General features: G+C 56.6%; 13 protein-coding genes. All 13 read left to right on the top strand.

Going from position 1 to position 12,840, the window contains the following annotated elements; translation table 11 throughout:
- Positions 1 to 14 precede the first annotated feature (14 nt).
- Positions 15 to 980, top strand: coding sequence for a methionyl-tRNA formyltransferase (gene fmt / locus G7K71_RS01120; protein WP_166342895.1), 966 nt, complete (start codon positions 15 to 17; stop codon positions 978 to 980).
- Positions 967 to 1,728: a DUF116 domain-containing protein gene (locus G7K71_RS01115; protein ID WP_166342893.1), complete on the top strand. Its 762-nt coding sequence runs from the start codon at positions 967 to 969 to the stop codon at positions 1,726 to 1,728. Before fmt ends, G7K71_RS01115 begins: the two co-directional genes overlap by 14 nt.
- 6 nt (positions 1,729 to 1,734) lie before the next feature.
- Positions 1,735 to 3,096 carry a 16S rRNA (cytosine(967)-C(5))-methyltransferase RsmB gene (gene rsmB, locus G7K71_RS01110; protein WP_166342892.1) on the top strand — a complete coding sequence of 454 codons (1,362 nt, stop codon included), beginning with the start codon at positions 1,735 to 1,737 and terminating at the stop codon, positions 3,094 to 3,096.
- Positions 3,097 to 3,204: 108 nt separating this feature from the next.
- Positions 3,205 to 4,275: a 23S rRNA (adenine(2503)-C(2))-methyltransferase RlmN gene (gene rlmN / locus G7K71_RS01105; RefSeq protein ID WP_243174524.1), complete on the top strand. Its 1,071-nt coding sequence runs from the start codon at positions 3,205 to 3,207 to the stop codon at positions 4,273 to 4,275.
- Positions 4,276 to 4,289: 14 nt separating this feature from the next.
- The gene (locus G7K71_RS01100) at positions 4,290 to 5,069 is read left to right on the top strand and encodes a DUF3662 and FHA domain-containing protein (RefSeq protein ID WP_166342890.1); all 780 of its coding nucleotides are present in this window, start codon (positions 4,290 to 4,292) and stop codon (positions 5,067 to 5,069) included.
- Between the two features lies 1 nt (position 5,070).
- Positions 5,071 to 5,592 carry an FHA domain-containing protein gene (locus tag G7K71_RS01095; protein WP_166342888.1) on the top strand — a complete coding sequence of 174 codons (522 nt, stop codon included), beginning with the start codon at positions 5,071 to 5,073 and terminating at the stop codon, positions 5,590 to 5,592.
- Positions 5,570 to 6,286 carry a Stp1/IreP family PP2C-type Ser/Thr phosphatase gene (locus tag G7K71_RS01090; protein ID WP_166342886.1) on the top strand — a complete coding sequence of 239 codons (717 nt, stop codon included), beginning with the start codon at positions 5,570 to 5,572 and terminating at the stop codon, positions 6,284 to 6,286. The genes G7K71_RS01095 and G7K71_RS01090 overlap by 23 nt, the downstream gene beginning before the upstream one ends.
- A 2-nt stretch (positions 6,287 to 6,288) precedes the next feature.
- The gene (locus G7K71_RS01085) at positions 6,289 to 7,584 is read left to right on the top strand and encodes an FtsW/RodA/SpoVE family cell cycle protein (RefSeq protein WP_166342884.1); all 1,296 of its coding nucleotides are present in this window, start codon (positions 6,289 to 6,291) and stop codon (positions 7,582 to 7,584) included.
- A 28-nt stretch (positions 7,585 to 7,612) separates the two neighbouring features.
- On the top strand, positions 7,613 to 9,043 hold the full coding sequence (locus G7K71_RS01080; RefSeq protein WP_166342882.1) for a penicillin-binding protein 2: 1,431 nt from the start codon (positions 7,613 to 7,615) through the stop codon (positions 9,041 to 9,043).
- 61 nt (positions 9,044 to 9,104) lie between these two features.
- A complete protein-coding gene (pknB, locus tag G7K71_RS01075; protein WP_166342880.1) occupies positions 9,105 to 10,967 on the top strand; it encodes a Stk1 family PASTA domain-containing Ser/Thr kinase in 1,863 nt (620 codons plus the stop codon).
- A 27-nt stretch (positions 10,968 to 10,994) separates the two neighbouring features.
- The gene (gene rsgA / locus G7K71_RS01070) at positions 10,995 to 11,870 is read left to right on the top strand and encodes a ribosome small subunit-dependent GTPase A (RefSeq protein WP_207712568.1); all 876 of its coding nucleotides are present in this window, start codon (positions 10,995 to 10,997) and stop codon (positions 11,868 to 11,870) included.
- The gene (gene rpe / locus G7K71_RS01065) at positions 11,871 to 12,533 is read left to right on the top strand and encodes a ribulose-phosphate 3-epimerase (protein ID WP_166342878.1); all 663 of its coding nucleotides are present in this window, start codon (positions 11,871 to 11,873) and stop codon (positions 12,531 to 12,533) included.
- Positions 12,534 to 12,656, top strand: coding sequence for an RCKP-type rubredoxin-like domain-containing protein (locus G7K71_RS01060; protein WP_072867148.1), 123 nt, complete (start codon positions 12,534 to 12,536; stop codon positions 12,654 to 12,656).
- Positions 12,657 to 12,840 lie beyond the last annotated feature (184 nt).

Below are 12,840 nucleotides of genomic sequence, written 5' to 3'. Positions count from 1 at the left end.
GGAGCGAAGGATTTATGCGTGTTGTGTTTATGGGTACTCCCGACTTTGCCGTCCCCGCCCTGAAGGCGCTGGTGGATGCCGGCTACCCGGTGGTGGGAGTGGTTACCCAGCCCGATCGTCCCAAAGGAAGGGGCAAAAAAATTCAACCCTCTCCGGTGAAACAGGCTGCCCTGCACATGGGGCTGCCGATCCTGCAGCCCGTCCGGGTACGGGACGCTGCCTTTGTTGAGCAGCTTAAACAGCTGGAGCCGGAAGTAATTGTGGTGGCGGCCTTTGGACAGATCCTGCCGCCCTCCATTTTGCACCTTCCTCCCCGGGGGTGTATCAATATTCATGCTTCTTTATTGCCCCGTTACCGGGGAGCTGCTCCCATTCACCGGGCGATCATGAATGGGGAGAGGGAAACGGGTGTAACCATCATGCTCATGGACGAGGGTCTGGATACGGGTGACATCCTGTTGCAGCAAGCCATATCCATTGGCGAAGAGGACAATGCCGGAACGGTTCACGATCGGCTGGCCAGGATTGGGGCAGACCTTTTGCTGAAAACACTGTACCTTTTAAAAGAGGGGCGTGTTCAAGGGCGTCCCCAGCAAGATAGCCTGGCCACCTATGCACCCCCATTAACCCGGGAGGATGAAATAATTGACTGGGGGAGACCCGCCCGGGATTTATACAACCAGATCCGGGGGCTGGACCCCTGGCCCGGTGCCCGGACCTGGTGGGGAGAACAGGTGCTCAAGGTCTGGCGGGCGGGGGTGAAGGAGGAAGCTGCTCCAAGAGGAGCCTTGCCCGGCCAGGTTATAGCCGGCGGTGAAGAAGTGGTGGTGGCCACAGGCAGGGGTTGCCTTTCTTTGCGGGAAGTGCAGCTGCAGGGAGGACGGCGTTTACCCGTGGCGGAGTTTTTGCGCGGTCACCCCCTGGCTCCGGGGACGGTTCTGGGCGGTCAAAGGGCGGTTGCCATTCATGAACACTCATAAGCGGCTATTCTTAGGGCTTTTAGGGGCCAGCCTGTTATTGGTAGCTTTACTGGCGGCGGGTACCTGGTACTTGATTTTTAACCCTGCCCGTTCCATTGCCTACCAGGTGATCCTTTTTACCATGGTTTCCCTGCTGGTAGGGGTCGTCTTTTTGGCTTTTGGCGGCCTGGCGGGAATAGTGATTACCCTTCTGGCAGCCCGTACCTTTGAACCGCTGCAGGGGCCCATGCGGGTGGCCGTAAATTTGTTTTTCCCGGTGGCCCTTGCCCTTGGCCGCCTGCTGCGCATAGACCCCAACCGGATTAAAAGATCCTTTATTGAGGTCAACAACCAGCTGGTACGGGCCAGGCACCTGAAGGTGCAGCCAAAAGAATTGCTTTTGCTTGTACCCCACTGCCTGCAGTACAGCGAATGTCCCCATAAAATCACGGTTTATGTTGACAACTGCCGCCGCTGTGGGAGATGCTGTATAAGCAAGTTACTGGACCTGAAGGATAAGTACGGGTTTAATATGGGCCTGGCTACGGGGGGTACCCTGGCCCGTAAATACGTGCGAGAATACCACCCCCGGGCGATTGTTGCCGTTGCCTGCGAACGGGATTTGGCCAGCGGCATTCTGGACAGCAATCCCATTCCCGTTCTGGGGGTGACCAACGAGCGACCCTGCGGGCCCTGTTTTAATACCTGCGTGTCCATACCCATGGTGGAGAGAGCCATTCGCTACTTTTGCGGGTTGGATAAGGAGTGATTGGTTTTGGCCCGGATCAATGCCCGGGAAGTGGCCTTAAAGGTTTTATATGCCGTGGATCAGGAGGAGGCATATGCCAACCTGGCCCTGGACCGCATTCTGGAACATTACCGTCCTGGTAAGCTGGACCGGGCCTTTGCGACCGAACTGGCTTACGGCGTACTGCGCCGTTTAAATACTCTGGACTGGCTCCTGAGCCATTTCTTACGCCAACCCCTGGCTTCCCAAAATCCGTGGGTCCGGAACATCCTCCGTCTCGGGGCATATCAGATCATGTACATGGACCGGGTTCCCGATGCGGCGGCATGCAACGAGTCCAGCGAGCTGGCCCGCCGTTACGGTCACCCCGGGGCGGTGGGTTTCGTGAACGGTGTGCTGCGCAACCTGGCCCGGCGGGGCAGGCAGATACCTCTCCCCGATCTAAAGGACGACCCGGTTGCCTACATTTCCCTTTATTACTCCCATCCGGCCTGGTTGGTCCGGCGGTGGCTTAAGGAATATGGTTTGGAGGAAACAATAGCCCTCTGCCAGGCCAACAACGGCCCGGCCCCCAACACGGTGCGTACCAACACCCTGAAGATCAGCCGGCAGGAGTTGATGGAACGGTTAAGGGAAGAGGGTGTGACGGCGGAACCCACATCCTTTGCTCCGGAAGGATTGAAGATAGCCGGTTTTCCTTCCCTGCACAGCTTTGCTCCTTTTGAAGAAGGCCTGTTCCTGGTCCAGGATGAAAGTTCCATCCTGGTGGGACATGCCCTGTCGCCTTTACCGGGGGCGCGGGTACTGGATGCGGCAGCTGCTCCAGGTACCAAGACCACACACCTGGCCCAGTTGATGGGGGATCGGGGGGAAATAACCGCCCTGGACATCCATCCCCATAAAATAAAATTGATTGCCGCCAACTGTCGCCGCCTGGGCATTACCTGTGTCCGGCCCGTGGAGGCGGATGCCCGTCATCTTGACCAGAGTACGCATCATCAATGGGATTTTATCCTGCTGGATGCCCCCTGCTCCGGGCTGGGAGTCTTGCGCCGGCGTCCCGATGCCCGCTGGCGCAAGACCGAAGCTTCCATTGCGGAAATGGCAGGCCTGCAGAAAGAGATGCTTGAGGGGGTGGCCCGTTGCCTGAAACCGGGCGGGGTGCTGGTATACAGTACCTGTACCGTAACCAGGGAAGAAAACCTCGGCCAGGTGGAAGACTTTCTAAACCACCACCCAGAGTTTCAACTGGAAGATCTTTCAACACTTTTGCCTGCCGGTCTGGATGAACAGGGAACCCTGTCCCGCGGTTATATCCAGCTTTTACCCCACCGGCACGGGATGGACGGATTTTTCATGGCCCGCCTGCGCAAGAGGGTCCCTGTGTGAGTGGCAGTCCGCCCCGAAGAAGCGGCTTTCCCAACCAGGGACATTGTCGCCTCATAGTAAAGGCTCCAGGATTCTGAAAATTTTTAGTTGCGGGTATGGTATAATATAATGATAGGTGATGTCGACGAAACGGGGAACACGCCCATGGTTAATTTAAAGGACCTCACCCTCGACCAGATAAAGGACCTTTTAGGCCGGTTGGGGGAACCGCCTTACAGGGCCCTGCAACTGGCCCGCTGGCTTTTTCAGCGGAATTGCCTGTCCTGGGATGAGATGACCGACCTGCCCAAGGACTTGCGGGCCAGGCTAAAAGACATAGCCCTTTTGCGCGGTTTGACATTGGTGCAGAAACAGGTTTCCCGCCGGGGGGATGCCATAAAGTACTTATACGGCCTGGCTGACGGCCAGGCCGTAGAAAGCGTGTTTATGCGCTACATTTACGGTTGTTCCGCTTGCATTTCCACCCAGGTGGGGTGCCGTATGGGCTGCCGTTTTTGTGCTTCCACCATTGGCGGCTTTATTCGAAACCTTTCACCAGGGGAAATGTACGATCAGGTTTTAGCCATGCAATCCGACGTTGGTGAGAGGATCAGCCACGTGGTGCTCATGGGGTCCGGGGAACCCCTGGACAACTTCGACCACGTCATGATTTTTCTAGAACACCTTACCGCACCCTACGGTTTGCAGATTGGATACCGGCATATTACCTTATCTACCTGCGGGGTAGTACCGGGAATTTTAAAGTTGTCCCGGCGGCGCCTGCCTTTAACCCTGGCCGTATCCCTGCACGCCCCCAACGATGAACTACGTAACCGTCTTATGCCCATCAACCGGCGCTATCCCCTGGGTGAGCTCATACCCGCCTGCCGGGAATACATAAAACTTACCGGCCGGCGTATCACTTTTGAGTATGTCCTTTTGGCCGGGGTGAACGATAGCCCACGCTTTGCCCTCGAACTGGCCCGGCTGGTGGGGGGATTGCTTTGCCATATCAACCTTATCCCGGCGAATCCTGTGAGCGCAAGGGAGTTTTCCCGTACTCCCGCGGCGCGGGTACAGCGCTTTAAAAATTTGCTGGAGAAGGCCGGTCTTTCAGTGACGGTGCGGCGGGAACTGGGCAGCGACATTGATGCCGCTTGCGGGCAACTGCGTCGCCGCGTTCTGGGATTGAATAGATAGGGAGGGGGACCCCCATGGGACTCTTTTCCGGTTTGGAAGGTAGTTTGGAAAGATACATTGAGGGCTTCTTCCGGGATAAATTTAAAGGCCGGGTACAGCCGTTAGAAATGGCCAAGAGATTGGCCCGGGAAATGCGCGACCGGAAACGGATAAGTATCAGCCGGATTTATGTACCCAATGAGTTTACCATTTATTTACACCCTGAGGATTACCGGGCGGTTTCTTCCATTGCTCCCCTTATGGCCCGGGAGTTACAGGATTACCTGGCCCAGAAAGCGCAGGAAAAAAATTTTACCCTGGTTGCCCCTCCCCGGGTGGAAATCCAGGAGGACGCGGCAGTGCCGGAGGGGCAGATGCGCATTGAGGGACGCTTTGGGGAAGCAGTTTACATGCCTGGCGAAGAGGAAACAGGTACGGCTGGAAACAGGGAAGGGGAGTTTGAGGATACCCTGGAATATCAACCGGCCAGGTACACCGCCCCGGTACCGGTAGTTTCCGCGGGGCCCAGGGCGCGCCTGGTGGTCAAGGCCGGCCCCCAGGTAGGGAAGGTTTTTCCCCTACAACCTTCCACCATGGTTATTGGCCGGCGCGATACCTGTGATGTGGTTTTCAGCGATAGCAGTGTTTCCCGACGCCACGCCCAGCTGGAATACCGGGGCGGAGAGTATGTGATTACGGATTTGGGCAGCACTAACGGTGTCTATGTTAATGGGGTACGGGTGAATACCAAGGTCTTAGCTCCGGGGGATGCCATTAAAATGGGCGCCACCCTTTGTATTTTCGAGGTGGAATGATGTGCTGGGTCTCTTGCTAACGCTATTGCGGTATCTTTTCCTTTTTCTTCTTTACGCCTTTTTATTTGTGGTAGTCCGCCAGATGTTTTTTGGTCTCCGGGAATACCCGGCCATGGCCACCCCGGCTGCTGCCGGGAGAAGCCCCGGCAATGAAACCAAACCCCTTCACGGTTCCCGGGAAGCTGCCGTTCCGAAACCGGGTGGGCGGCTGGTGGTTCTGGCCAGTCCCGATCCCCGGCTGGAAAAGGGAATGACCTTTTACCTGGGGGAAAGGATTACCCTGGGCCGGGGTGAACATAACGGCCTGGTTATCCCCGATCCTTTTTCCTCCCAGGAGCATGCGGTCATTTTTTCCCGGGGTGACCAGTACTGGGTGCAGGATCTGGGCAGTTTAAACGGTACCTATCTTAATGAGATGCGCCTGGACCGGCCCACCGTTCTGGCCGACGGCGACCGTCTACGTATCGGCGGCGTTACCTTTCAATTTGTGAGGTGGGCTTATGAAGTGGAGTCAAGCCAGTGATGCGGGGCTGGTACGGCGGGTAAATGAAGACAGCCTGTGTATAGAACCCGGGTTGGGTTTGTTTGTTGTGGCCGATGGCATGGGCGGTCATCAGGCCGGCGAAATTGCCAGCCGGACGGCCATCGCTGAACTGGTGCGCTTCCTTAAGGCACGCCATCCTTTCCCGGACGATCCGGGAACAATACTGGTGCAGGGTGTGCAAGAAGCCAACCGGCTGGTTTATCAGTTATCTTCCAGCAACCTCAGCTACCGGGGTATGGGTACCACCTTAACCGCGGCCCTGGTTACAAAGGATTATCTTTACCTGGCCCATGTGGGAGATAGCCGTATATACCTGTTGCGCAAGGGAAAAATGCACCAGCTTACGGAAGATCATTCCCTGGTCCAGGAACTGGTTCGGCTGGGGGGCCTCAGTGAAGAGCAGGCCCGTTGCCATCCCCAGCGCAATGTGCTCACCCGTGCTCTAGGTATTGAACCCAGGGTAGAGGTGGATGGAGCTCGGGTAAAAATCCAGCCTGGTGACAAAGTCCTCCTGTGTACCGATGGCTTGACGGTGCATTTATCACCCCAGGAGATAGTCATGCTGGTGGAAAAAAACCCGGATTTGAACCGGGCCGTGAACAAGCTGGTGCAGGTCGCCCTTGAGCGGGGTGGCAGTGATAACATTACCGTGATCTTAATGGCGGTGGAATGAAGATGTTTTCTCCGAGGGCATACCATTTGCGGGCCGTCGAAGGAAAGTTGCTTTTTTGGGCCTGCGCTTACCTGCTGGTAGGGGCGGGAGCACTTTATTTCCTTAAACCAGCGCCGTCCACAGCAGTGGTGCTGATAGGTGCGCTGGCCACCATGGCGGCCTTCTGGGGCCTTCACTTCTTCTGGTCATGGACCGGTTTTGCCGGGGATCCCTTTTTGCTGCCCCTGGTGGCCTTTTTTTCCTCTACCAGCCTGGTTTTTCTTTATCGTTTAAATCCGGCTTACGCAGTACGTCAGTTTGTGTGGTTAATGATCGGCCTGTTTACCCTTTGGGTGATTACCCGCTTCTTGCTTCGTTACCGGGTGCTGGCCGATTATAAGTATGTTTATGCCCTGGCGGGAATAATCGGCCTTTTGCTGCCCATATTTTTTGGGGTGGAGCAGGGAGGGGCAAAAAGTTGGCTGGATTTAGGATTGTTTCAGGTGCAGCCCTCGGAGTTTGTGAAGATCCTGCTGGTGCTTTTCCTGGCCTCCTTTCTGGCCGAAAACCGCCTGGCCCTGGCTGAAGGTACCCGGACGGTAATGGGTATTGCCCTGCCTGCACCGCAGGAATGGGGACCCTTGCTGGTCATGTGGGGTGTTTCCCTTTTGCTCTTAATCTTTCAAAAGGACCTGGGTGCTGCGCTTATTTATTTTACTACCTTTTTGGCCATGGTTTACGCCAGCACAGCCCGGGTAGCCTATGTTTGCCTGGGAGGAGCGCTTTTTTTAGCCGGGGCGGCAGGCAGTTACGCCCTTTTTGAACACGTCCGGCTGCGGGTGGAAATCTGGCTCAATCCCTGGCAGTACGTGGAAACCGCCGGTTACCAGGTGGTTCAATCCCTTTTCGCCCTGGCAGCGGGTGGACTCACCGGATCCGGGCTAGGTGCTGGCCTGCCCCAGTTCGTTCCGGCGGTGCATACTGATTTTATTTTTGCGGCTATAACTGAGGAATTGGGTCTGGCCGGCGGCCTTGGCCTGTTAATCATTTATATGCTCTTTGTCTACCGGGGGTTCGTTATTGCTCTGGCGGCCCGGGATGATTTTGCCTGCCTTCTGGCGGCAGGATTTACCGCTTTAATGGGATTGCAAACCTTTATCATTATTGCCGGAGTAATCAAGCTGTTGCCCTTGACTGGAGTTACTCTACCTTTTGTCAGTTACGGTGGCAGTTCCCTGGTGGCCAATTTCATCATTTTGGGCCTTTTATTGAATATATCCCACGAGACACAGCTGTTGGAGTCGTTGAAAAACGGTTAGCGCGTTGGAAGCATTGGCGGGGGTGAAAATGAAAAATAATATCCGTCGGTTAAGCTGTTTGATCCTGGGTTCCTTTGTCGTCTTAAGCCTTTATATCGGTTATGTGAATGTGTTCCTGGGGCCGGCTCTGGTCACGGACCCCCATAACCGGCGCCTGGCTGCTTACGAGGCTAAAGTGCACCGGGGCACCATTTACGACCGCCGGGGAGCAGCGCTGGCGAAAAGCGAAGGAGACAGGCGCAGCTACCCCTTGGGAAAAGATGCCGCCCACGTAGTAGGTTTTATCTCCCAGCGTTACGGGCGCACCGGGCTGGAATCGGCCTATGACCGTTATCTTTTAGCCATGACCGACGAAGAAAAAATTGAGGTGATTATTGACCGCCTGCTGGGGCGTCCCCGGGTGGGCAACGATGTGGTGGTCACTCTGGATGCCCGCCTGCAGCAGTTGGCCATGCGGCTTATGGGTAAACGGCGGGGAGCAGTGGTGGCGCTGGATCCAAGGAACGGGGAGATCTTAGCCCTGGCCAGCAGCCCCAGCTACGATCCCAATGCCATCGGGCAACCGGCTGGCCGTTCTCCTGATGGCAAGGTTCTTACCGTATACGACTTGTTGCAGCGGGATAAAGGGGCTCCGCTTTTAAACCGGGCTACCCAGGGGGCCTATCCGCCCGGCTCAACCTTTAAATTAATCACCGCAGCCGGTGCCCTGACTACAAATCCCGAGGTGATCAAACGTATTTTTAATTGTCAGGGTAGTCTAATAATCGATGGTTTTCGACTTGCCGATACTGCTGCTCACGGGGCGGTGGATTTCTACCGGGCCCTGGCGGTGTCCTGCAATACCACTTTTGCCCGACTGGGCCTGGAGATGGGAGCAGAAAGGTTTTACCAGACTGCCCGCGCTTTTGGCTTGACTTTAAACCCCTGGGCGGGTGGCCTTCCGGAGGTTGCTTACCGGCCCGGGACCCTCGCCCCCCCGGAAAAGATGAATAAACCCCATCTGGGCTCCAGTGCCATCGGCCAGGGGGAGGTGCTGGTCAACCCGTTGCAAATGGCCCTGGTGGCGGCAGCCATTGCCAACGACGGGGTAATTATGCGCCCCCACCTTTTAGCCCGGGTGCAGGACCCGTACGGAGGGGTGCTTTTACAGTCTGTCCCACGGCCATGGCTTACCGCGGTCAGTCCGGAGGTTGCCGGTGTCATCAAGGAGGCTATGGTGGATGTGGTAAGGGAGGGAACCGGCAGGGGGGCGGCCCTTTCCGGGATAACCGTGGCCGGTAAAACAGGCTCGGCCCAGAACCCCAAAGGGGACACCCATGCCTGGTTTGTTGGCTTTGCCCCGGCCGAAAGACCCCGGGTGGTAGTGGCGGTGATTGTGGAAAACGGTGGTGCCGGCGGGGTGGTGGCCGCCCCCATTGCCCGGGAGATAATCCGGGCGGTACTGACTGCCGGCCCGTAGTTTAGAATAAAATGGAATTGGAAAAGCTAAACTACCCAACCAAGACTTGAGGTGACAAGTAATGATTGGGAGGCAGTTGGGAAACCGGTACGAAATCCTGGAACAACTGGGCGGCGGGGGAATGGCCGTTGTTTATAAAGGCCGGGATACTTTCTTAAACCGCCTGGTTACCATCAAGATTTTGCGCCCCGAATTCTCCTCGGATAAAGATTTTACCCGCCGTTTTCGCCGGGAAGCCCAGGCGGTGGCCAGCCTTTCCCACCCCAACATCGTGTCCATTTACGATGTGGGGCAGGAAGATGACATCCAGTACTTGGTGATGGAGTATGTGGACGGGGAGGACTTGAAAACCGTCATCCGCCGGGAAGGTGCCCTGCCTCCGGAAAAGGCGGTGCAGATTGCTTTCCAGGTCCTGGAGGCCCTGGAACACGCCCACGAGAACAACATCGTGCACCGGGATATTAAACCCCATAATATCCTGATTACAAAGAGTGGGCGGGCAAAACTAACTGATTTCGGCATTGCCCGGGAGGCCACGGCGGCAACCGTCACCCAGACCGATACCATTGTAGGGTCGGTACACTACCTCTCGCCGGAGCAGGCCCGCGGGGAACTGGCCGGCCCCCAGTCGGACCTTTATTCCCTGGGCGTGGTTCTTTATGAAATGCTTACCGGTAGCGTTCCCTTTGCCGGGGACAGTCCCATTGCCGTAGCCATTAAACACATCCAGGAAGAACCGGAGCCCCCCTCCCGGCGCAATCCTGCTGTTTCCCCCGGGCTTGAGCAGGTAATCCTGCGGGCCATGCAGAAAAATCCCCAGTCGCGTTTTGCTTCCGCCCGGGAGATGGCCCGGCACCTGGAAAATCTTTTTGCCCGGGACGGGGAAGAGGTCACCCGTTTCATTCCCCTGGATGAAATGGCCACCCGGGTGCTCAAGCCGGTAGAGAAGCCCCGTCGCAGGTTGCGTCCGGCGGGATGGGTGGCCCTGACCCTTCTCCTGCTTGCCCTTTTGGCAGGGGGCGCCTATGCCCTGAATAGTTATCTTATAGGACCGCCCCCGGTTACAGTGCCATCAGTAATAAACAAGGAGTTGTCCGAGGCCCAGAAGATACTGGCTGATTTGGGATTGCAGGTGAAAGTGCGCAAGGAACATCATCCCAAGATCCCCGAGGGATTTGTTATTGACCAGGATATTGGCCCGGCGGATGCGCCGGTAAAGCCTCCCCGGGATATCACCCTCACGGTCAGCCTGGGTCCCGACCTGCGGGAAGTACCCGACCTGTACCGGCTGAGTCTGGAAGACGCGCGCATACGCCTGACTGAAAGGGGTTTGGTCCTGGCCGAACAGGTGCAGAAGGGTTACGACGATAACGTTCCCCCGGATCTGATCTTTCAACAATCTCCTGCTGCCGGGGAACGGGTAGCTCCCAACACCCCGGTGACGGTTTATCTTTCCCTGGGACCAAAGCCCAGGCAGTCCAAGGTGCCCAACCTCATCGGGCTGACCCTGGACCAGGCCCGGGCCAAGCTGGCCGAAAACAACCTGAGCCTGGATGAAAATGTCGAGTGGGTTGAGAGTACCGATTACTTCCAGAATCAGGTGGTCAGCCAGGATCCTGCTCCCAACGGCATGGTTGAGCAGGGCACGTCCGTAAAGGTAACCTTGAGCAAAGGGCCGGGACCCGTACCCAGGGAGGCCCGGGTGAAGGTGCCCCTTGACAACGACGGGCAGGCCCACCAGGTTAAAATAGTGATTAACGATGTCCGGGGAACCACTTTAGCCTACGTAAATACCCATCAACCGGGGGAGACGGTATTAACGACCGTACGCTATTACGGCCAGGCTACTATCCAGGTGTACGTTGACAATAAACTGGTAAAACAAAAATCTCTTCAAGAGGGAAAAAATGATGACGATAGTTGAAAAGGGGGGAGTGCAACCGGTTAAAAGATGCTGCGGGAAGGAACAGTGGTCAAGGCTTACGGCGGACATTATTATGTAGCGGGCGGCGAGGAAATACACGATTGCGCCTTGAGGGGGCGCTTTCGCCGGGAAAAAAAACAGGTGCTGGTGGGAGACCGGGTTACCTTTCGCCTCCAACCCCACGGTCAGGGGGTAATTGAAGAGGTACACCCCCGCCGGACTATCCTTGTGCGTCCGCCGGTAGCCAATGTAGACCGGGCGCTGATTGTGTTTGCGATGAAGGATCCCGACCCCAATACCTTTTTACTGGATCGGTTTCTCATCCAGGCCGAACATGCTGGGGTAGGGCCGGCCATTTGTTTTAACAAGGTGGACCTGGGAGAAGATCTAAGCCGGGATATGATCGGGGCCTACCGCCGGGCAGGTTATCCGGTTGTTTGTACCAGCACCCTGGATGGCAGCGGCCTTGATGAATTGCGTGCCCTGCTACAGGGGCATATTACCGTACTGGCCGGACCTTCCGGGGTGGGCAAGTCCAGTCTGTTAAATGCCCTGGTCCCCGGTTTAAATCTGAAAACCGGGGAGATCAGCCGCAAATTGGGCCGTGGCCGGCATACCACCAGGCATGTGGAACTCCTGCGCTTGCCCGGGGGAGGTCTGGTAGCAGATACCCCGGGATTTTCCAGCCTTTACTTACCCGAAATGAAACGGGAAGAACTGGGGGAGTTCTATCCGGAATTTGTGTCCCGTCGCGACGGTTGTCGTTTCACCGGTTGCCTGCATTTCCAGGAGCCCGGTTGTGCGGTAAAAAGGGCCGTCGAGGAAGGGGAAATTTCCGCCTTTCGCTACGAAAACTATTTACAACTGCTGCAGGAAGTAATGGAACTGGAGAGGAGATACTGAGTGATCAAAATAGCACCGTCGATTCTCTCGGCCAACTTTGCCCGCCTTAGGGAAGACGTGCAGCGGGTGGAGAGGGCCGGGGCAGACTACCTCCACCTTGACGTCATGGACGGCCACTTCGTGCCCAACATTACCATCGGGCCACTGGTGGTGGCGGCTCTGCGGCCCCACAGCCGGTTGTTTTTTGACGTTCACTTAATGATCGAAGAGCCCGACCGTTATATAGATTCCTTTGTTGAGGCGGGGGCAGACCTGATCACGGTACATGTGGAAGCCTGCCGGCACCTGCACCGCACGCTCACGCATATCCGGGAAAAGGGAGTCAGGGCCGGGGTGGCCCTGAATCCGGCCACTCCTCCTGAAGTGCTGGAATACCTGCCCGGACTTTTTGATCTGGTACTGGTGATGACCGTTAACCCGGGCTTTGGTGGACAGGCCTTTATTCCCCAGGTCCTCCCTAAAATCCGCAAGATCCGGGAGATGCTGGATGGTGCCGGGTTGGAGGTGGAAATTCAGGTGGACGGTGGTATCAATCCCTCCACCGCCCCACTGGTGGTACAGGCCGGGGCTACGGTACTGGTGGCTGGTTCGGCTGTTTTTGGTGCTCCGGATCCGGCAGCGGCTATCCAGGTAATCCGGCAGGCGGCAAAAGGGGGTGAGTAGATGGCTGTCTGGAAGTGCCAGGAGTGCGGGAATGTGGTGGAGGCCCGCTGCAAGCCCGGCAAGTGTAAGTCTTGCGGCGCACCCAAAGATAAGCTGGTCAAGGAAGCCCAGCCCAAGAAGTAGTTCCCTGGAGCAACAATGCCCCATACATAACCTGGCGGCGATAAACCCGAAAGGAGCGACTTTTATTTAGAAATTTGTCGCAGGCACAGGCAGGAATTTCTTCCCTTTTCGTCAAAACCTTCCTTAGCCTGTAGTGCGAAAACGGCGTGGGGCCATGCCGTTCTAAGGCTAATTTGTTTGATAG

It is taken from the genome of Desulfofundulus sp. TPOSR, assembly GCF_011393055.1.
GTDB lineage: Bacteria > Bacillota > Desulfotomaculia > Desulfotomaculales > Desulfovirgulaceae > Desulfofundulus > Desulfofundulus kuznetsovii.
Note: the sequence above shows the minus strand (reverse complement) of the source record. Positions and strands in the feature narration are given on the sequence as shown.

Coding starts and splice junctions, on each gene's coding strand:
- fmt (WP_166342895.1), top strand. CDS start 15: ATGCGTGTTGTGTTTATGGGTACTCCCGACTTTGCCGTCCCCGCCCTG.
- G7K71_RS01115 (WP_166342893.1), top strand. CDS start 967: ATGAACACTCATAAGCGGCTATTCTTAGGGCTTTTAGGGGCCAGCCTG.
- rlmN (WP_243174524.1), top strand. CDS start 3,205: ATGATAGGTGATGTCGACGAAACGGGGAACACGCCCATGGTTAATTTA.
- G7K71_RS01100 (WP_166342890.1), top strand. CDS start 4,290: ATGGGACTCTTTTCCGGTTTGGAAGGTAGTTTGGAAAGATACATTGAG.
- G7K71_RS01090 (WP_166342886.1), top strand. CDS start 5,570: ATGAAGTGGAGTCAAGCCAGTGATGCGGGGCTGGTACGGCGGGTAAAT.
- G7K71_RS01085 (WP_166342884.1), top strand. CDS start 6,289: ATGTTTTCTCCGAGGGCATACCATTTGCGGGCCGTCGAAGGAAAGTTG.
- G7K71_RS01080 (WP_166342882.1), top strand. CDS start 7,613: ATGAAAAATAATATCCGTCGGTTAAGCTGTTTGATCCTGGGTTCCTTT.
- pknB (WP_166342880.1), top strand. CDS start 9,105: ATGATTGGGAGGCAGTTGGGAAACCGGTACGAAATCCTGGAACAACTG.
- rsgA (WP_207712568.1), top strand. CDS start 10,995: ATGCTGCGGGAAGGAACAGTGGTCAAGGCTTACGGCGGACATTATTAT.
- G7K71_RS01060 (WP_072867148.1), top strand. CDS start 12,534: ATGGCTGTCTGGAAGTGCCAGGAGTGCGGGAATGTGGTGGAGGCCCGC.